Here is an 18,955-nt window from a genome sequence, read left to right on the forward strand (position 1 = left end):
GAGAGCAAAAACAAAATTAATAAAAAACAAATACATAAACAATTTTATAATCTGTATAATATTTTATATAAATATGAGAATAAAATTTCGTTCACTTCGCGTGAAAAAAACCTCAACCATAACTCTTTATTTTACATAAATAAGATATAAAGATATTTTATAAGTAAGATTAAAAGACAAATAAGTCCTAACAAAATAGTACCTGCATTCTCAACTTTAATACAAAGTAATACTAATTAAGGATTTAACATTTTGATACACGTTAAGTAAATGTTTATAAAAGAGGAAACGCTATTAGATAAACGAAGAAATTTTTACGAACATTTTTGAAGCATAATAACTATTGAACACCTATGATACAGTTTAGTAAATTATATGCATAAGAATAAGCCCCTTTTCCACCTAATTAAGATTCAAACGCTTTCTATTTGACTAATACGCTGATCACAATTATACCTTTTGGGAGAAAATCGAGGCTTAGGGCATTAGTAACATCCAGTTCAATCAACTAGTCTGTAGTTATTGTAACTAGCAGGGGTTGATAGTATGGAAATAAAGTTCACGGTAACAGAAGAAGACTGCAGAGAGTTTATGGACCATCATTCCGTAGACGAAAATGCTACTAGTGCATTAACCACAGACAAAAGTGGAGCTAGTACATTCAATTACTCCAAGATCATATTCAGACTCTGCATTCCAATATTATTCATTATAGCTGGTATTATTTATGTGTATTTTTACCGTGACAACATTGATGTCATGGTCATTATCGTCTTCGGTGTTATTATAGTTATATCTTTTTTCGCTTCTATTATTTTTAGTTTTTTATCTATCTTAAGGCATTCTAAAGATACGATGAAAAAACTGGAAGAAAAAACGCTGTATCACCTGGGTAAACATACAATGACTATGACTGAACACACGATTTCTGATAGGAGTGAGAAATTAAAAGTTAAGAATGATTGGTCTTTACTAAAGTGGTTTAATACCAGCGAAAAATGTATTTTTTTGTATTTTAACCCTCCAGCACAAGCGCTCGCGATACCAACAAGAGACTTAAGTTCAGAGCAACTTGAAGAAATAACTGCTTTTATAGATAAAAAATATAAAGCGAAGGAATAACCGGCTTACTCAGTTTAAATCGAGACAACGAAGTCTAAAGGAGATCTCATGAGAGTCCTGCAAGGTGAAATCTCAAAACTGGTGACTGACAAAGAAGTCTCGACCAGCTCAGGTGAGCACTCGCATAAAACAATTACCTACATCTCAAAATTTGTAATTGACGGCGAGCCAGTAAAAATGAGGTTACATAAGCGTGTGATGATAAAAGATGGCGATAATATCATCGTAGCTGGTGTTATGAGATCCAGCGTACTGGAAGGTTATGCGTTCAAAAACACAAGCAACGGCACATCGGGTGACAAAGGAACAAAAAGCCTATTTGTTATAAACCTTATGACCTTCGTCTTCTCGTTATTTGCTATTGTAGGTTTCGCGAATAATCCAGGATGGGGTAGCGGTTTTGTTGCTATTTTAATATGTGGCTTACTTCTATTAACTCTCAACGAAAAACGAAATATTGACAAAGCAAAGTCGCTGATAGACAAATTGTCCTAATAAATAGAGGTAATAATAAGTAAGTCCCAGCCTCAACAACCGCTACTTAAAAAGAAAAAAGCCCCCTAAAATTAGGGGGCAAAGTACCATCGCTTATAGTTATAATCCTGAAGTTTAAATGCTTTAATTAACCAAAGTCACCATTCACGTAACCTTGGGTTCTGTCGTCTTTCGGTTGAGAGAAAATGATGCTGGTATCATCATGTTCAACCAACTCACCCATTAGGAAAAATGCCGTGCGATCGGAGATTCGTCTTGCTTGTTGCATTGAGTGAGTAACTATCACAATCGTGTAGTTCTTTTTCAGCTCAGACATAAGATCTTCAATTTTATTGGTCGCAATTGGATCTAGTGCAGAGGTTGGCTCATCCATAAGGATGACGTCTGGCTCCATTGCAATAGTACGAGCAATACACAATCGTTGCTGCTGTCCGCCTGACAAACCAAACGCTGGCGTTTTCAAACGGTCTTTTACCTCATCCCAAAGTGCCGCGCCTCTCAAAGAGCGCTCAACCACTTCATCGATGTGCTTTTTATCTTTTATACCTTGAGCACGAAGCCCGTAAGCAACATTTTCATAGATACTCATCGGAAATGGATTTGGTTTTTGGAACACCATGCCGACTTTGATACGAAGATCGGATACATCAATATTGCCGTAAATATCTTCGCCATCCATTTCTAGCTTTCCGGTGATCTTTACGCCTTCGATAAGATCGTTCATACGATTCAAACAACGCAACAGCGTAGACTTACCGCATCCAGAGGGCCCGATCAGAGCCGTCACTTGCTTGTTTGGTATAGGTAAATTAATCGCTTTTAGAGCCTGATTATCGCCATAAAACAGGTCTAAATTTTCAATATCAAATTTGTTCATTATTCTGGTCTCTAAACTTATCAATAGGGCCTAAATAGCATTAGCTCGTCGCTAATAGGTGGCGGTATTAAATTTTCTCGCAATCAACTTAGTGACCATATTAATCATTAAAACGAGAACAATCAGTACAGTAGCGGTACCATACGCTTGATTCCACTCGTCGACAGTAAATAGTTCAGTAGTAAGTTTATAAAGGTGTACAGTGAGTGTTCGACCAGAATCCATTAACGATTCTGGTATGCGTGCAACCATACCAGCTGTTAAGAAAACGGGGGCAGATTCACCAATAACGCGGCCAATACTCAAAATCACTGAGGTAAGAATTCCCGGCATCGCACTTGGCAAAATTAAACGCCAAACGGTGTATCGCTTCGAGGCTCCTAGCCCGTATGAACCTTCTCGGTAAGTCTGTGGCACTGCCATTAGAGCTTCTTCAGTGGTGCGAATAATCACCGGAAGAATCAAAATACTCAGTGTTAAAGCCCCTGAAAGAATCGAGAAGCCTAGCCCTAAAATGGCAACAAAGAATGTCATACCAAATAGACCAAATATGATAGACGGAATACCCGCCAAAGATTCAGTACAAAAGCGAATAACCTTAACTAATTTACTCCCCACTTTGGCATATTCAGTTAAGTAAATCGCCGTCATGATTCCTAGCGGCGCAGCGACTGCAATTGACGCCAAAACCATGTAGATGGTGGCAATGATCATAGGGAAAATGCCTTGCTCGTCGCCCGTGCGAGTGTAGATATCAGTAATGAAGTTCCAATCTACGTGCTTTAAACCGTTAGATAAGATGTACCAAATTATCCAAAATAATAATCCGACCGTTGCTGCCGCAGCCAACCAAACAAAGCCACCGAGAACTTTATCTTTAAAAGCACGAGAACGTTTTAGTTTTGCTCTATCCATCACTATTACCTCGTCTTCTCACGGTTTAAATACAATAGCGTCGCGTTGAGAATCATAATAAACACCAGCAGAACAACCCCTGTCGCATATAGCGCATTGGCATGCACGCCACTTGCGTAAGACATTTCAATGGCAATATTGGCAGTCAAGGTTCGGGCTGAATCTAAAATACCTTGTGGCATAGCGGGTGCGTTCCCCATCACCATGATGATTGCCATAGTCTCACCAAGCGCTCGACCAATTCCCAGAATCACACCAGTCATGATGCCTGAACGCGCTGCGGGCACGAGTAGCTTAAAAATGGTGAAGATTTTCGAAGCCCCTAGTGCGAGAGAGCCTTCTTTGTATGAACGAGGAACCGCTCGGATTGAAGTTTCTGAAACAGTAATAACGGTTGGCAAAATCATCACCCCAAGAACAATAATACCCGCCAAAATGGTGTTGCCCGCAGGCACATCAAATATTTGCTGTATTAGAGGAACAATGATTACAAGGCCAAAAAACCCGTAAACCACAGAAGGGATGCCTGCTAACAATTCAACCGCAGGTCGAATGATGTCAGCGAGTCTTTTCGGCGCGATTTCTGCAATAAAGATAGCGGTTAGAACCCCGATTGGTACGCCAACAACGACAGCTCCCAAGGTTGAAACCACAGAGGCAACAATCATGGTCGCTACACCATACAGTGCAGGTGGTAACCAATCTTGCCCCCATACAATGCCTAATATTCCAGCTTCTTGAAACGCTGGAATACTTTCCATAACAATAAAATAGGCGATCACCGCGAGTGATACGATTCCTACAATTGCATTGGTTAACAGTAATCCATGAAATAGGCGCTCTTTCCAGTCAATGCGCTTTTTCTCGCGCAAACCCCTTTTCTTAAGTGGTGTCGCTCGAGTATCCATAAGCTTGTCACTATTTGTTGCGATGGTCATATAAAGTTCTCACAATTCGAAGCATTACAACTTTGTGTCGAAGTGAATATAAAGCGCTCAGCCCAAATTGAGGCTGAGCAAATTTGAATATAGTTGAAGACAAATTAATTGACTGAGATATAGCCTTTTTCAGTCACAATTTCTTGAGCTTGAGGGGAAAGCATCCACGCTAAGAACTTCTCAGTTTCAGGCGTTTGCTTATCTTTTTGATATAGGACTAGGAATGGTCTTGCAACTTTGTAAGAACCATTTTTAACATTGGCAACGGTTGCTGGTGTCCCATCAACAGACAGCGCATGAACTGAACCATCAACAGTGCCTAGCGAGATGTATCCAATCGCATAAGGATTTGAAGCAACCATCGTTTTCAAAGCACCATTACCGCTTGCTACTTGAGCACGTTGAGAAATCGCCGAGACTTTTTTGCCTGCAATTTTCTTTTTCAGCTTCATGATGTCTTCAAATGCACCGCGAGTACCTGAAGCAGTATCGCGAGTGACCGCTACGATAGGCTTATCTGCACCACCCACTTGCTTCCAGTTGGTGATTTCGCCTTTATAAATTGCGGTTACTTGTTCTGCAGTTAACCCTTGAAGTTTATTGTTTGGATTTACAACAACAGCAATACCGTCACGCGCAATGACTTCTTCAACAAGACCTGGATCTTTTTCAGAAGGCTTTAGGTTACGAGAGGACATACCAAGATCTGCCGATCCATTTTTTGCAGCTTTCACACCAGCAGAAGAGCCCGGACCTTGAACCTCAACATAAACATCTGGATGTTCTTTAGTATAAGTTTCAGAGAAAACTTCCATCAGTGGAGTTACACTACTTGATCCTACAGCAGAGATAGTTTCTTTAGCAGAAACAGGGGTTAGAGCCATAGCACTGAAGAGTGCAATTGCACCGATCACTGTTTTTTTCATCACATTTTCCTATAGCGGCCAAAAAGCCGTCAGTTTTACTTGAACGCTGCCACTGTAAGGAAGATTTATGACACTAATGTTTCAGTTGGTTTAAAGATGGATTACAAGCATCATAATCATGAACGTAATAACGAGATCTTTATTCAGAATTTGAATGTATATCACATTATGACTAAACAAAAAAAATGGTAGCTCGTTAAAACACGAAGCTACCATTTGAAGAAGAACGCCCCCTTGCTACGACGACAGTATTATTTACAAGGAGACGTGAGCTTAAACTTTAGGCTGTACATTAACCAAAGTCGCCTGAAATGTATTGGCGCGTTTTATCTTTGCTTGGGTTTTCAAAAATTTGTTCTGTGCCACCAAACTCTTCTAGCTGACCAAGGTACATAAAGCCTGTGTAGTCAGAGATACGTATCGCTTGCTGCATGTTATGTGTAACGATAACAATTGTGAACTTGTGTCGAAGTTCAGTGATTAGAGTTTCAATTGCAGAAGTCGCGATTGGATCTAACGCTGAAGTTGGTTCATCCATCAGAATCACTTCTGGTTCAAGTGCGATAGTACGAGCGATACACAAACGTTGTTGCTGACCACCAGACAAACCACTCGCATCAGCGTTGAGCTTGTCTTTCACTTCTTCCCAAAGGTGGGCACGTTTAAGAGCTGACTCTACTTTTTCTTTGATTTCAGCTTTCGACTTACCTTGCAATTTCAAACCAAATGCCATGTTGTCGTATATAGACATTGGAAACGGCGTTGGCTTTTGGAAAACCATTCCGACTTTAGAACGCAGTTCGTTCACGTCTGTCTTAGAAAAGATAGTTTTTCCATCTAACAGAATTTCACCTTCAGCATATTGGCTGCCGTATAAATCGTAAATTCTGTTCATTGTTCTTAATAGTGTCGATTTACCACAACCAGAAGGCCCAATCAGAGCAGTCACTCGGTTTTTATAGATTGGCATCGACACGTTTTTCAGTGCTGGCTTAGAACCCTTTTTGTAGTAAAAACTCAGATCTTGGATTTCCATGCGATGTTTCGGATGAGCTACTTCATCATTGGAAGCTTGATTTAAAGTTATTGTTGTCATTTTGCTCTCACTAGTTACTTCTGCTGCTGAGGAGATATTCATGCTTTTCTCGCTTTCATCATCTTAGGCAACAGAGTCGCCAGTATATTCATAATCAAAATAAATACAGTCACTATTAGTGCGCCAGCCCATGCTAGCTGCTGCCATGAGGTATATGGGCTCATAGCGAATTGATAAATAGTCACGGGCAAGTTAGCCATAGGTTGGCTCATGTCTTTTGACATAAAGTTACTGTTCATTGCGGTAAACAGGAGTGGTGCTGTTTCACCAGAAATACGAGCAATAGAGAGAATGATTGCCGTAATAATGCCTGGAGCAGCCGCACGGTAGCTTAGTTGAGTGATTACGCGCCACTTTGGAGCGCCAACACCTGAACCCGCTTCTTTTAACGTTGGTGGCACCAAACGAAGCATTTCCTCAGTTGAGGATACAATCATTGGCAATGCCAATATCGCCAACGATACTGCACCAGCCCAACCTGAATAACCACCTGTTGGAACCACAACAATCGCATAGACAAACAGACCGACCAATACTGAAGGGGCACTCATTAACATGCCGTTCAAAAAGCGGATATATTCAGCAAACTTGTTGCTTTTGTCTTGATCCGCTAGCCAAGTCCCAGCGAGAACACCGATTGGCGCAGCGATCAAAATACCGACAAAAGTCAGCATCAAGCTACCAATGAGGGCGTTTTTCAGACCACCAGCTTCACCTGGACCTGGGGTCAATTCGGTAAATACCGCCAAGTTGATCCCTTTCCATCCATCAAGCACCAACGTGTGAAGCAGGTTAAGAACGATGAACACACCTAACAACGCCGAAGCGGTGCAAAAGCACATGAATACTAAGTTCTTTAACTTTCTTAATCTCATTTTGAATCCCTTAGTAGACGTTTCGCTAAGATCATCACAATGAAGGTGATCACAAACAGTACTGCACCTAAGCCAATTAATGATGAGATATAAATGTTGCCTGTCGCTTCACCAAACTGCTGTGCAATCGTGGAGGAAATAGTGCTAGCTGGCATAAACAAAGATTCCGAGATACTGCTTGAGCCACCAACAACGAATGCCACTGCCATGGTTTCACCCAACGCACGACCTAAACCTAAAATGCCAGCACTCACGATTGCATTCTTCACTTTAGGGATAAGAACTTTCACAATTACTTCAAAGTTTGTGGCTCCAATACCATAAGCCGCTTCGCGTACTACATTTGGTATTGAGTTTAAAGCGTCTCTGGCAAAAGAAGTCATGATTGGTAAGATCATGATCGACAAAATAATACCTGCCGTCATTAAGCCAATACCAATGGGTGGTCCGTCAAACAATGGTCCAATTATTGGTAAACCGACTAAATGATCACCTGCCCACGTTTGGAACCCATCAGAGAACCAAGGCGCAAAGACAAACAAGCCCCACATGCCGTAGATAATACTCGGTACAGCAGCTAGCAGCTCAACCGCTTTGCCTACTGGTTCGCTGATCCAACTTGGGGTCAGTTCGGCTAAGAAAATCGCCGTTCCCAGAGATACTGGAACAGCAATAATGATTGCGATAAGTGAAGAGACAAGCGTGCCGTAAATTTCAGCTGCAACACCAAAGTGGCCGCCTACTGGATCCCACTCACTTTTGTAGATAAAGCCTAGGCCAAATTTCTTAAACGCTGGCCACCCACCATAAAACAGTGAAATAACCAATCCAGCCAAGGTTATGAATATGATTAAAGCGCTAAAAAGACTCACCTTGTTAAAGATTGAATCTCCATTCACTTTATTTTTTAAAGTCGTCGTCGTCATAATATTTCAATAGCCCCTATTCAATCTGACCTATTCGCTCATCTGAATAGAGGCTTTTTTAAGCTCTAGTTACTTCGTGCTAGCGACTGTTTTCGCCGTTACGAATTTCTTACCGTTATGAGTAAGGTCGTTTTGCCATGTTTTCTTAACCATATTGATTAAGTTTTGTGGCATTGGTACGTAATCTAGGTCTGTTGCCGCTTTCGGGTGGTCGTAAGTCCAAGAGAAGAACTTCACGATTGCTTCCGCTTTAGCTTTGTTTGGCTGGTTCTTCTGCATCAAGATGAATGTTGCAGCAGTCATCGGCCAAGATTGAGCGCCAGGCTGGTTGTTAAGCAGTAGGTAGTACCCTGGAGCGTGTTTCCAGTCAGCATTTGCAGCAGCAGCTTGGAAAGTCTTCATTGTTGGCTCTAGGAACTTACCATCGCGGTTTTTCATCGCAGTGTAAGTTAGACCTGTTTCTTTCGCGTAAGCATATTCAACATAACCGATTGAGTAGCGAGTACGAGTTACATCGTTAGCCACACCTGCGTTACCTTTACCACCAAGGCTGATTGCAGCTTTAGGCCATTGAACAGACTTAGCAAAACCAATCTTCTTGTGCCATGTTGGGCTAACTTGATCTAGGTACTCAGTGAAGTTGAATGTTGTACCAGAACCGTCTGAACGGTGAACCACGTAGATTTTGTGGTTTGGAAGTTTAAGCGTACCAGCATCGATTGCTTTTTTGTTTAGAGCTACAATCGCCGGGTCATTCCATTTCTTAATCTTGCCTAGGTAGATGTCAGCAACAACTGGGCCGCTTAGTCTTAGCTCACCAGGTTTAACGCCAGGTACGTTGATTGCCATAACTGTCGCGCCCATTACTGCTGGCCACTGAGTCATGTTTTGTTCTTTTAGTTGCTTCGGTGTGAGTGGAGCATCACTTGCACCAAAATCTACTGTCTTCGATTCGATCGCTTTAATGCCAGCGCCCGATCCTACACCTTGATAGTTAATCTGTACTTTATGATCTTTCGCGTATTGTTTTGCCCACTTTGTATAAACTGGGTATGGGAATGTACCACCAGCACCATTAATCGCCAGGTTTTCAGCTGAAGCGCCAAACGATGCAGCCACCAATAACGATGATACTAGAGCTGATTTGATAAATTTCACAATATATCTCCGGATATAGTTTCATGTAGATTCGGCTAAAAGAACAATTCAAATAGACCGAGATTAGTTTTAGTGTTCAAGTAAAACTAAAGAAAAGGATGCCTTTTCTATGTGTGTCAATTGAGGTTCATCAGCTGACGAAACGGAGATTAGAAATTCAATGTGACAGATTTATGAAGAATGAGCTAAATCACACTTGTAGTGAACAAGAATTATATTAGCGAAGCAAAAGTTGATAAATAAAATTCACAAAATGCCAGTTTTTATTAGCTCAAGCTATCATATGCACACTTTGTAATATCAGGTCCTATGATTGCAAAAACGGTGAGTAGCGTTGATGTTAAGCGAACTGTCGATTAGACTTTGCGTATGGATATGCTTCTTATCTTCAAAATTTACCTCATATATGGCTTAATGTTCTTTGCCATATTTTTTTGTATCTTATTCAGGAACTTACATGGCAGTAAGATTCGACTTGCTCCAATTTTACCCTTGCTTGCTACTTTCGGATTGATTCACGGTATTCACGAATGGTCTGAGCTTTACCTCATCATTTATGAGCATGAATTCTTTACCTCTGCTGGCCTAACTATTTTTAAATTGCTCAAACTCTGGTTTGCTTACATTGTTTTAGGAGTATTCGCCTGGAAAGTAATGGAAATTACTGACTGGCCTTATAAGGCATGGATTAGAGCCAGTGTTCTGCTCACTCTTACTCTATTTGCACTCGGCCTGTTTTGGCGATACAACCATGAGAACTACGCTTTTTTTATCCATCATACTGAATCACAAATCAGACTCATTTTTAGCTTGGGTGCCAGCTTGCTAGGCGGCTGTGCTCTGTATAATTTTGCAAATTCGTTAGAGCAAGATGGACATGGCTCCTCGATTCCATTCAAGCTTACCGGTATTGCCTTAATTGGTTATGGGGTATCAACGGGAATATTCACAACTGAACTGGGCTTATGGGTGCTATTTCTTAGGACGATCTTCGCAGCAGGTTTGTTAGTCACGTTATGGTATGCTCTTCGTGTATTTGATGTAGAAAGAGATAACCAGAATCAAGCAGCTGTCCATCAATCTCTTCAAGACGCCAAGCTTAAAGAATTGGGCGAGTTAACTTCTGCTGTCGCCCACGAAATAAAAACGCCACTTAGCAGTGCGATGATGAGTTGTGATTTATTATCCAACCAAATTCCACACAATACCGACTGTCAAAGGCAGTTAGATAGAATTCTCTATGGCCTGACTAGAGCGGCAGAAATAAGCCAAGAAGTACTGAACTATGCACACCATCGGCCTATCGAGCGAGAATCCATTTTCTTACACGACGTCATAAACTCGGCTATTTCACTCAACCAATATCGACTGAATTCGTTTCAACTGGACTTGGAAATATCACCAGACTTACAGGTATTGGCCGATAAAGGGCTTCTTGAGCAAGTATTTAGTAACCTTATTACCAACTCAATTGATGCATGCCAAACTAAGAAGTATATACGCATCCTAGGCTATCAAGATAAGTTGAATGCTATTGTTAGAGTGATAGATCATGGTGGCGGAATACCGCTAAGTTTGATAGAAAAGGCAACACAACCGTTTTTTACAACAAAACCAAAAGGTGAAGGAACTGGTATGGGGCTAGCCCTTAGTAAACAAATAGTCATGCAGCACGGTGGAAAGCTGCGGCTGTTTAACAATGAAAATACTGACGGCCTGACGGCTGAAATCGAATTACCAAGGAAAATATAATGACGCTCAAACTGCTTCTCGCCGAAGATGACAAGCAATTGAGAGAAGTGCTAGTCGAAGCCCTTACACTTGAGTCATTTGACGTCAGTGCCTTTAGCAACGCAGAAGATGCATTAGATGCCGCCACAAATAATCATTTTGATATCGCATTATTCGATGTTGTCATGTCTGGTATGACTGGAGTAGAGGCCCTAACAAGTTTACGACGGCTTCATCCCAATATTGGCATTGTCATTACAACGGCATTTGCGACCGTTGATGTGGCGGTCGATGCGATGAAAAAGGGTGCCGATGAGTTTCTAACTAAACCGTTTAACCTAGCCACTCTATCGATAACACTGAAGCGAGTGCACGCCGAGCGTGCACCGAAAGCGCCGATTGATGAACGAAGTGACGACCTGATTTTCAATGCATTGTCTAACCCAATTAGGCGCATGGTGGTAAAACAACTCAAAGTTCATCGCAAATTAAAATTTATGGACTTATGTCGAATTGTTGGCATTGAAGATCACACAAAATTCAACTTCCACTTAAAACAACTGGTCAACTGCGGACTTGTCGAGAAAGAAAAAGGCAGGGTTTACTCGTTAACCGAGACAGGATTGCAGATTTACTCAAGTATGTTGCGATAACTTGTAGGTGTGGCGTTAAAAGGCCACACTTTTCTTACCTATTAACCAGATCAGCACTAACTCCCTCGTTACTTGTTATCTTGTACTGGCGGGGTAAGATTATATCGCTTGTAAATCTTAGCGACTTCGCCACTGTTTCTCATCTCGTCAATTACCTTAACGAAATCTTGCTGATACTTCGCCATCGAAGATTTTTTAGGAATGCTGATATGACGGCCATTGTAAAAAACATCAACGTACTTGGCTTGTCTTATAATGTCATCGTCCCTATATACCTTTTCATTCTGTCCTGAAGATACAATCGCTACATCAATTCGATTCGTCCTAAGTAGTTTTACAATTTGATCATCTGATTTAAAAAAGCGCTTGTTTAAGTTGGTTGCCTCATTGAAGTTAGTCGAATAAAAGCTGCCTCTTATCGCACCAATTTTTAACCCAACAAGATCATCAAAACTATTTACCTCTACATTCGAGCCTTCAGAAAGCATGAAGTACACGTGTCTAGTTTCGTAGCCATAGGTCGCTGGGTACAAAAAAGCTTCTCGCGTTTGATTCATGGAATGGCGAGGCACAATGTCCACTCCCCCACGCTCGGCAACTTTGATTGTTCTAGCCCACGGAACTTCTTTCCAAGTCACTTCATGGCCAAGTTTAGTGACAGCAACCTCTATAATATCTGCGATAGGGCCAGAGCATCCCTCTGGAGTTGGCATAAGCTCAGGAGTTCTATCTCGGCAGTGCGCGACAAAAGTGTCAGCATTGACCAGGTCGAAAACAAAAATCAAACATGCGGCTACAATCCTCATCGCATACCTCCTTGTACAGCACTCATATCTGGCGCCATGATCCAAATTGAAACGTAGCCAACAGTTCTAATTATAGGAAATTCATCTGATTTGACGTTTACTTGAAGATGGATAGATCAAAAAAACGACACCCAAATGGTGCCGCCTTCTATTAATAAATATGCTTTTTAGCGAGCGTGTTACTCGTCGTCTTTCGGAGCCACTTTCTTTTTAGGAATAAACACAGCGTCGCCCACAGAAACGTTTTTGTGGAAGCTTTTATCGCGTTTGATTGGCTTTTTGTTCTTCTGCTGCGGCTTAGCTTTTTTGTTCTGCTGACCAGTAGAAGCTTTCTTTTTAAAGCCAGGCTTTTTCGGCTTAATGCCCTTAAACTTGCCTTTAAGATCTTCAAACTCACTAAAGGATAGATCTTGCTGTAGATATGTCTCTATTCGTTTAAAACTTGCCCAGTCTTTCGGGCCAACTAGTGAAATAGCATCGCCTTTGTTACCCGCTCGGCCAGTACGCCCGACACGGTGAACATATTCTTCGGTATGCTTTGGCATATCAAAGTTAATCACATGCGTCACGTTAGCAATGTCCAGCCCACGCGAAGCCACATCTGTTGTAACGAGTATTTTGAACACACCACGCTCAAACTGGCTCATGATGGTATTGCGCTGATTCTGGTTAAGGCTACCGCTCAGTGCTATTGATTTTAGGCCTTCTTTATTGAGCTTTTCTGTCAGCCTATCGGTATCATCTCGTGTCGCAGTGAAAATAATGACTTGTCGATAATCCGCTTCTTGCAAGACACGCTCTAAAAGAGCTTCTTTGTGATCGAGGTGATCGCACAGATAAAACTTTTGTGCGATGTCTTTGTGCTCTTGGTTAGAAACTCCGATTGCAATGCGCTTTGGAGACTCCAACATGTCAGCAGCAATGTCATTGACCTCTGCATGATCTAATGTTGCGGAAAACATCAGAGTCTGTCTGCGTCGGTGATGAGCTTGCCTGTGAATTTTTCTTAGCTCTGCTTCAAAACCCAAATCCAGCATTCTATCCGCTTCATCAAGGATAAGAGTTTCTAATCCATCCAGATATAAAGAGCGATGCTCTAGGTGATCCGCCAATCTTCCCGGAGTTGCAACAATAAACCTTGGGTAGCGTCTCAATGCTTTCACTTGATCGTTAAAGTTTTCTCCTCCCACAATCAAGGCAGCGTCATAAGATAGCCCACCTAGCATGCTACGAAGCTCGCCATAAACTTGCTTAGCTAACTCACGCGTTGGAGCTAAGACTAGCCCTCGCGGATCCTTTGCAGAAAAGGCTTTGGTCTTTAATGATTTATGAAGCATAGGAAGAACAAACGCTAGTGTCTTACCTGAACCCGTTTTTGACGAGGCAAGCAAATCTTTTCCCGCTATAGCAACGGGGATTGCTTGTTGCTGAATGTCAGTCGCCTTGCTAAAGGCATAGTGATTAAGGTTTTTTAGTAAGCGGTTGTCTAAGCCTAACTCTTTAAACTGCAAAAGATACTCCGGTAACAGGTTTCGTTCTAAGATATCCCACTATCTGATTGCGATACATTAGAGATAAACAAAAAAAGCAGCGTATGATACAACAAACGACCAAAGAAGGCCAAAGCCTACTGCATTAAGAAAAAGGTTACGCTAGATACTTTATGAACTGTTGATCTTTTCAACGTTTATTTCATCCCAGCAATGAGACTTCAATCAATTATTCGAGTAATGAACTGAATACTTACGGTATTTAGCCTTTTCAAAGGTGGGCCATTTGTAGGATAGTGTCTACACTTTATCTCGTCACTATATAATGAAGAATGTGTAGGGCGACTTTTGATACTTAGTTAATACAAAGGAACAGTATATGAACAAAATCATTCTGGCAGCTGCAGCTTCTTCTGTACTTCTACTCGCTGGTTGTGCGACAACGGATACAGAAACAGCGTCGAAAGTAGACGCTCTATCTAACAAAGTTGATGAATTAAGCCAAAAAGTTGATGCGTTGTCCTCTGAGGTCCAAAAGAACCAAGCAGCGTCTAAGTCTGCTCAAGAAGAAGCCACTCGTGCAAATGAGCGAATTAACAATATTGCTCAGTCCTACACAAAATAGTCTCCTATTCGGTGAGTCTTGTAACCATAGGCTCACCACACTTCCTTATTTTACATACCAACTAATGATAGCTTTTATAGCGGCATACAGCTGAATCATTTTAATAGACATGCAATCATCATGTATGAGGACATACCGCTACGCTTCTGTTCCCTTAAGCATCCTTAAGTGACGATAAATAGTATGAATTGAAATGCTTAAGCCCTTAGCGGCTATTTGAGCACTATCCTTCAATTCAAATAACCCCTGTTCATAGAGCTTTTCAACAATCTCGCGGCTCCTCTTTGAAGGAGGAATTGTTGCGTCATCTAATACCTGCTTCTGAACGTCTTCAATAGTTTGCAGCAACATTTCTTCATTACTACGCGCAAATAATTCATTAGTCACACTCGCGGTATTAGATGCAAGTTCAGGAAGGAATGAGCGCACTAGAGACTGGAAAGGAGCATCTAGATTTGAGTTAATGCAAAGCAACCCTATTGGTTGCTTATTTTTATTGCGTATGATAGTCGTGACAGAGCGAAGGGTTTTTCCATCAGGACTTTTTGTAATGTAAGCTTCTGAAACGTCATTACCTTGATTCAGCTTTTCGATAGCAATATTAGTGATAGGGGCACCGACATCTCGCCCAGTAATATGACCATTTTGTATTTTGATAATTGAAGGATTCTTAGCATCCAAACTATGAAGCAGTACTTCAGTATGCTCTCCCCACATCGCGGCGATACCATCTACAACACTTTTAATTGCTTCTAATATTTCCAAATCACAATCATTTAGTTCGTACATGTTTCACCTCTATTTTCTTGTCTCAACCATCCTAAGTTGGCTGAGACAATAACACAAAACTACGCAGCCATAATATCAATAATAGTTTCGTCTGTTCTAGTCATACCTAAAGAAACCATTTTACCTACGTTAGATATACTTTCTTCGACTGTTTTCGCAACAATACCTTGGGCGTTCGCTTCACTATCTCGCATGGCCATTATAAAACCAACAACAGCAGCATTAGTTGATGTTTTGACTTTCATTGCACAAGTCGACTTCGCACCATCACAAATCATGCCGGAACAGTCACTCAATACATTTTGAATAGCGGCACAAGACTGCTCATAGTTACCACCAGCTAGATAAGCTAGCGCCATAGAAGTCGCAGCGCTGGTTACGGTATTCCCACAGAAAGCAGACAGCGGTGGGTAGTGAGACTTAATATAAATCGCCCCTAAGTGACTAAGGATTAGTGCCCGTGCAAGCTGCTCTTCATCTGAGTTAAAATGCTCTGCCGCAACAACTATTGGCATGGTCGCCGCGATACCTTGGTTACCACTGCCAAAGTTACTCATTGCAGGCAGGGTCGCGCCCCCCATACGAGCATCTGAAGCGGCAGCAGTACGCATAACAATATTGTTTGCTAAGCCATCACCTAACAATCCGCTCGCTATGCTTTGACTGATCGCCCTACCAACCTGCAAGCCATAGTTATTATTCAGCCCCTCTTCAGATAGAGTCTCATTTAGCTCAGCAGCCTTTAAAATAAACTTTATGTCTTCAAACTCTGAATTTAATGCATAGTCATAGATACTCGCGACACTAATATCCACGCCATCACAAATATTTCCCGTTGATTTGGCTGCTTGTATATCTTGCGAAAAAACAACTTCGCCGTTTAACTCTTTCTTGATTATTTGAGTATGTCCACCGCTAATCTCAACAACGGCAACGTTAGAGCCCGCCTTTGCTTCAACTTGGCAGTAGATAAACTCTTCAACTTGTTTACGAGAAACTTGTACTTTCTTCGCTTGAATAAATAGCTCTGCTTCTTTTACTTGTTCGGAGGTTATGCTTGCTAGCACTTCTAGCTCAGCATTAGGATCACCACCAATTGCTCCTACAGCGGCAGCGATAGGAAGTCCAATCTCACCCGTGCCAGGAACATACACTCCCATGGAGTTTTTATACAAGTTATCAGAAACTTGCACAGAAAGTGATTCTGGCTTTTCACCCAATAGTTCTGCTGCAACAGAGGAAGCATAAGCTGCAGCAATCGGCTCAGTACAGCCAAGCGCAGGTTTCACGACGGAATTTAAAATTTCTTGGTATTGCTGCCATTGTGTGTTCATCATTGGCCCTCTTTTTATTTTTATTTGGGACTGCCTAAACCACCGAGATTTACGAGAGGTTTAGTGGCTTAGACAGAGTTATTTATTTACGAAAAGCGATTGCTTCGATTTCGACTAGTGCACCCAAAGGGAGTTGCTTAACTGCGAAGCAGCTGCGCGCCGGACAATCGGCTTCAAAGAACTCTTTATATACTTCGTTAAATGCTGAAAAGTCATTGATATCTGACAAATAACAAGTTGTTTTTAAAACTGTAGTTAAATCTCCCTCTCCAGCTTCAAGCACCGACTTTAAATTTTCGAGCGCCATATATGACTGTTCTTTGATACCACCTTCAACAATTTTCGCTGTGTTTGAATCAACAGGAAGCTGGCCAGAAGTAAAGATCAGTCCTTCAAATCGATTGGCATGAGAGTATGGGCCAATTGCTTTAGGTGCATTGTCTGACGTAATTACATCTTTCATTGTCTATGTCTCTTGGTAGTTAAATTCTTCAAATACATTTTAACCATCAACCGAGATCATTTTGCAAATATTTTTGCATTTCATTTTTGGCATTATATATTTTGATTATATCAAAATAGTAAAACGCTAATTTATTTCAGTCACTTACTACAAATAAGGTGATTTTTTGCAAAAATTTTTGATCATGTTTTTTTGTAAATGCAATTTTTTGTGAATATATTCTTCCTTAAGAAGAGGTATTACCAATATCCTGTATTGTTTTTTGCAAATATTTTTTATTTTTATGCACGTGTAGGCACCCCTATGAAAAAACAACAATTAGCCCTATCAGGTATGAAAGCTATCTTTCCCCTATGTGTGGGGAATTTCCCTTTCTCCTTTATTGTGGGAACCATTAGTGTTCACGCAGGTATGACAGTTTTCCAAAGTACACTATGGTCGTTAACAGTATTCGCAGGTTCGGCTCAAATGGTTGCACTTGGACTTGTTCAAGCTTCCGCAGCCTTGCTAGTGATTATGTTGACAACTTTCATTATCAACTTGCGCCATGTTTTATATAGCGCGTCACAAGCGGAACATATGAAAGAGTATCCGATTTGGATGCGAGCACTGATGGCCTACGGACTGACCGATGAGGTTTTCGCCACCACGATAGGTGAAATGCGCAAACAAGAGAAGAATCGTCATTGGTTCTACTTCGGAGCCATGTTTGCGTTCTGGGGCAATTGGGTTCTCGCCGACTTTCTAGGTGCGTGGATTGGAGCTTCATTCCCAGAGATTGCCAACTACGGTTTGGACTTCGCCATGATAGCCGCATTTATCGCTATCGTTATTCCGCAAGTAAAAAGCCGAGAATGTATCGTTGCAGCAGTAGTAGCAACGGTAACCGCTATTCTACTTGCTAATTTACCTTATTCTCTTGCGTATGTTATCGCGGCAGCCACTGGTGTGTATGCTGGCTACAGAATGGATCTCGCAACAGAAGCTGAACAAAAGAGTTGTATCACGGAGAGTAAAACAGAGGAAGAAAGTAACGCCGCTCAAGTCGACCAAGCGAGTAATAGCAGCGATGCCAGTGAGGCGAAATTAGAACAAAACACATTATGTGTTAACTAATCAAATACCCTACGAAATATAAGCGAGACACTCCATGAATACGACTGCACATTTTTCATTAGGTGCCCACTACGTCATCTTACTTTCTCTAGTAATGGCAGTAGCAACATTTGTTATCCGATTTTCAATTATCGGTTTGGCCGGAAAGTTTACCATGTCTGAGCGCTTTAAGAAGACGCTAAGGTTTGTTCCCGTAACCGTTTTACCTGCAATTATCGCTGTAGGAATATTAGGTAAAGGAGCAAACTTTGCGTTCAATATGGAAAACCCAAAAGTGATGGCCGCGATAATCTGTACATTGGTCAGCTTTAGATTCGGGTTGATATGGGTGGTAATTAGTGGGTTGGCTTCCCTTATTTTGCTCCAACATTATATCGACCCTCTTTTATACTCATTACATATATTTTCCTAGTAGGATCGTAATACTTGAGAAATTGCTCCACGATTTCTGTATGGCAAAAGGCCAAATGTCCCCCCGACATTTGGCCTTACTTTTGAGTATTTAGAACATGTTTAGCTAGTCAAATATCCTGAAGGGCAATTTTTCAGGCGATTCGACCAATTAGTTAGACTGGAAGTGCCCTTATTATAAAATTAATATAATCATAGATTTAATCAGA

General features: G+C 41.3%; 20 protein-coding genes. 7 read left to right on the plus strand and 13 right to left on the minus strand.

Going from position 1 to position 18,955, the window contains the following annotated elements; translation table 11 throughout:
- Positions 1 to 546 precede the first annotated feature (546 nt).
- Entirely contained in the window at positions 547 to 1,122 is a 576-nt protein-coding gene (locus tag ACM2FC_RS00150) for a hypothetical protein (RefSeq protein ID WP_498478789.1), read from the plus strand.
- A gap of 48 nt (positions 1,123 to 1,170) precedes the next feature.
- On the plus strand, positions 1,171 to 1,617 hold the full coding sequence (locus ACM2FC_RS00155; protein ID WP_498478790.1) for a hypothetical protein: 447 nt from the start codon (positions 1,171 to 1,173) through the stop codon (positions 1,615 to 1,617).
- A gap of 127 nt (positions 1,618 to 1,744) precedes the next feature.
- On the opposite strand, the gene pstB (ACM2FC_RS00160) is transcribed toward ACM2FC_RS00155, so the two are convergent.
- The 8 genes from pstB (ACM2FC_RS00160) to pstS all read right to left on the minus strand — a co-directional run bounded on the left by pstB (ACM2FC_RS00160) (position 1,745) and on the right by pstS (position 9,328).
- Positions 1,745 to 2,494, minus strand: coding sequence for a phosphate ABC transporter ATP-binding protein PstB (gene pstB, locus ACM2FC_RS00160; protein ID WP_498478791.1), 750 nt, complete (start codon positions 2,492 to 2,494; stop codon positions 1,745 to 1,747).
- 51 nt (positions 2,495 to 2,545) lie between these two features.
- The gene (gene pstA, locus ACM2FC_RS00165; protein WP_498478792.1) at positions 2,546 to 3,409 is read right to left on the minus strand and encodes a phosphate ABC transporter permease PstA; all 864 of its coding nucleotides are present in this window, start codon (positions 3,407 to 3,409) and stop codon (positions 2,546 to 2,548) included.
- A gap of 5 nt (positions 3,410 to 3,414) precedes the next feature.
- The gene (gene pstC / locus ACM2FC_RS00170; RefSeq protein WP_498478793.1) at positions 3,415 to 4,347 is read right to left on the minus strand and encodes a phosphate ABC transporter permease subunit PstC; all 933 of its coding nucleotides are present in this window, start codon (positions 4,345 to 4,347) and stop codon (positions 3,415 to 3,417) included.
- A 104-nt stretch (positions 4,348 to 4,451) separates the two neighbouring features.
- Positions 4,452 to 5,273 carry a phosphate ABC transporter substrate-binding protein gene (locus ACM2FC_RS00175; protein ID WP_498478794.1) on the minus strand — a complete coding sequence of 274 codons (822 nt, stop codon included), beginning with the start codon at positions 5,271 to 5,273 and terminating at the stop codon, positions 4,452 to 4,454.
- Between the two features lie 292 nt (positions 5,274 to 5,565).
- Positions 5,566 to 6,369: a phosphate ABC transporter ATP-binding protein PstB gene (pstB, locus tag ACM2FC_RS00180; protein WP_498478795.1), complete on the minus strand. Its 804-nt coding sequence runs from the start codon at positions 6,367 to 6,369 to the stop codon at positions 5,566 to 5,568.
- Between the two features lie 38 nt (positions 6,370 to 6,407).
- Complete coding sequence (gene pstA / locus ACM2FC_RS00185; protein ID WP_498478796.1) at positions 6,408 to 7,244, minus strand: phosphate ABC transporter permease PstA; 837 nt, start codon at positions 7,242 to 7,244, stop codon at positions 6,408 to 6,410.
- Positions 7,241 to 8,170, minus strand: a complete 930-nt coding sequence (pstC, locus tag ACM2FC_RS00190; RefSeq protein WP_498478797.1) for a phosphate ABC transporter permease subunit PstC — start codon at positions 8,168 to 8,170, stop codon at positions 7,241 to 7,243. Before pstC (ACM2FC_RS00190) ends, pstA (ACM2FC_RS00185) begins: the two co-directional genes overlap by 4 nt.
- A gap of 69 nt (positions 8,171 to 8,239) precedes the next feature.
- Positions 8,240 to 9,328: a phosphate ABC transporter substrate-binding protein PstS gene (gene pstS / locus ACM2FC_RS00195; protein WP_498478798.1), complete on the minus strand. Its 1,089-nt coding sequence runs from the start codon at positions 9,326 to 9,328 to the stop codon at positions 8,240 to 8,242.
- 369 nt (positions 9,329 to 9,697) lie between these two features.
- On the opposite strand from pstS, the gene ACM2FC_RS00200 reads away from it, so the two are divergent.
- A complete protein-coding gene (locus tag ACM2FC_RS00200; RefSeq protein ID WP_498478799.1) occupies positions 9,698 to 11,080 on the plus strand; it encodes a sensor histidine kinase in 1,383 nt (460 codons plus the stop codon).
- Complete coding sequence (locus ACM2FC_RS00205) at positions 11,080 to 11,712, plus strand: response regulator (protein ID WP_498478800.1); 633 nt, start codon at positions 11,080 to 11,082, stop codon at positions 11,710 to 11,712. The genes ACM2FC_RS00200 and ACM2FC_RS00205 overlap by 1 nt, the downstream gene beginning before the upstream one ends.
- Positions 11,713 to 11,780: 68 nt before the next feature.
- Here ACM2FC_RS00205 and ACM2FC_RS00210 read toward each other — a convergent pair whose 3' ends face one another.
- Together ACM2FC_RS00210 and ACM2FC_RS00215 are read right to left on the minus strand one after the other, a co-directional pair.
- Entirely contained in the window at positions 11,781 to 12,518 is a 738-nt protein-coding gene (locus ACM2FC_RS00210; protein ID WP_498478801.1) for a substrate-binding periplasmic protein, read from the minus strand.
- 179 nt (positions 12,519 to 12,697) lie between these two features.
- The gene (locus ACM2FC_RS00215) at positions 12,698 to 14,029 is read right to left on the minus strand and encodes a DEAD/DEAH box helicase (RefSeq protein WP_498478802.1); all 1,332 of its coding nucleotides are present in this window, start codon (positions 14,027 to 14,029) and stop codon (positions 12,698 to 12,700) included.
- Between the two features lie 358 nt (positions 14,030 to 14,387).
- Here ACM2FC_RS00215 and ACM2FC_RS00220 point away from each other — a divergent pair, with 358 nt between their 5' ends.
- Complete coding sequence (locus ACM2FC_RS00220) at positions 14,388 to 14,633, plus strand: Lpp/OprI family alanine-zipper lipoprotein (RefSeq protein WP_498478803.1); 246 nt, start codon at positions 14,388 to 14,390, stop codon at positions 14,631 to 14,633.
- 138 nt (positions 14,634 to 14,771) lie between these two features.
- Here the strand turns inward: ACM2FC_RS00220 and ACM2FC_RS00225 are convergent, their stop codons facing one another.
- The 3 genes from ACM2FC_RS00225 to ACM2FC_RS00235 form a co-directional block, all read right to left on the minus strand.
- The gene (locus tag ACM2FC_RS00225; protein WP_498478804.1) at positions 14,772 to 15,422 is read right to left on the minus strand and encodes a helix-turn-helix transcriptional regulator; all 651 of its coding nucleotides are present in this window, start codon (positions 15,420 to 15,422) and stop codon (positions 14,772 to 14,774) included.
- Positions 15,423 to 15,481: 59 nt separating this feature from the next.
- The gene (locus ACM2FC_RS00230) at positions 15,482 to 16,756 is read right to left on the minus strand and encodes an L-cysteine desulfidase family protein (RefSeq protein ID WP_498479490.1); all 1,275 of its coding nucleotides are present in this window, start codon (positions 16,754 to 16,756) and stop codon (positions 15,482 to 15,484) included.
- An 82-nt stretch (positions 16,757 to 16,838) separates the two neighbouring features.
- Entirely contained in the window at positions 16,839 to 17,219 is a 381-nt protein-coding gene (locus tag ACM2FC_RS00235) for a RidA family protein (protein WP_498478805.1), read from the minus strand.
- 303 nt (positions 17,220 to 17,522) lie between these two features.
- Here ACM2FC_RS00235 and ACM2FC_RS00240 point away from each other — a divergent pair, with 303 nt between their 5' ends.
- Together ACM2FC_RS00240 and ACM2FC_RS00245 are read left to right on the plus strand one after the other, a co-directional pair.
- On the plus strand, positions 17,523 to 18,335 hold the full coding sequence (locus tag ACM2FC_RS00240; protein ID WP_498478806.1) for an AzlC family ABC transporter permease: 813 nt from the start codon (positions 17,523 to 17,525) through the stop codon (positions 18,333 to 18,335).
- 34 nt (positions 18,336 to 18,369) lie between these two features.
- Positions 18,370 to 18,747: an AzlD domain-containing protein gene (locus ACM2FC_RS00245; RefSeq protein ID WP_498478807.1), complete on the plus strand. Its 378-nt coding sequence runs from the start codon at positions 18,370 to 18,372 to the stop codon at positions 18,745 to 18,747.
- Positions 18,748 to 18,955 lie beyond the last annotated feature (208 nt).

The sequence above is a fragment of the Vibrio sp. A37 genome, assembly GCF_059777565.1.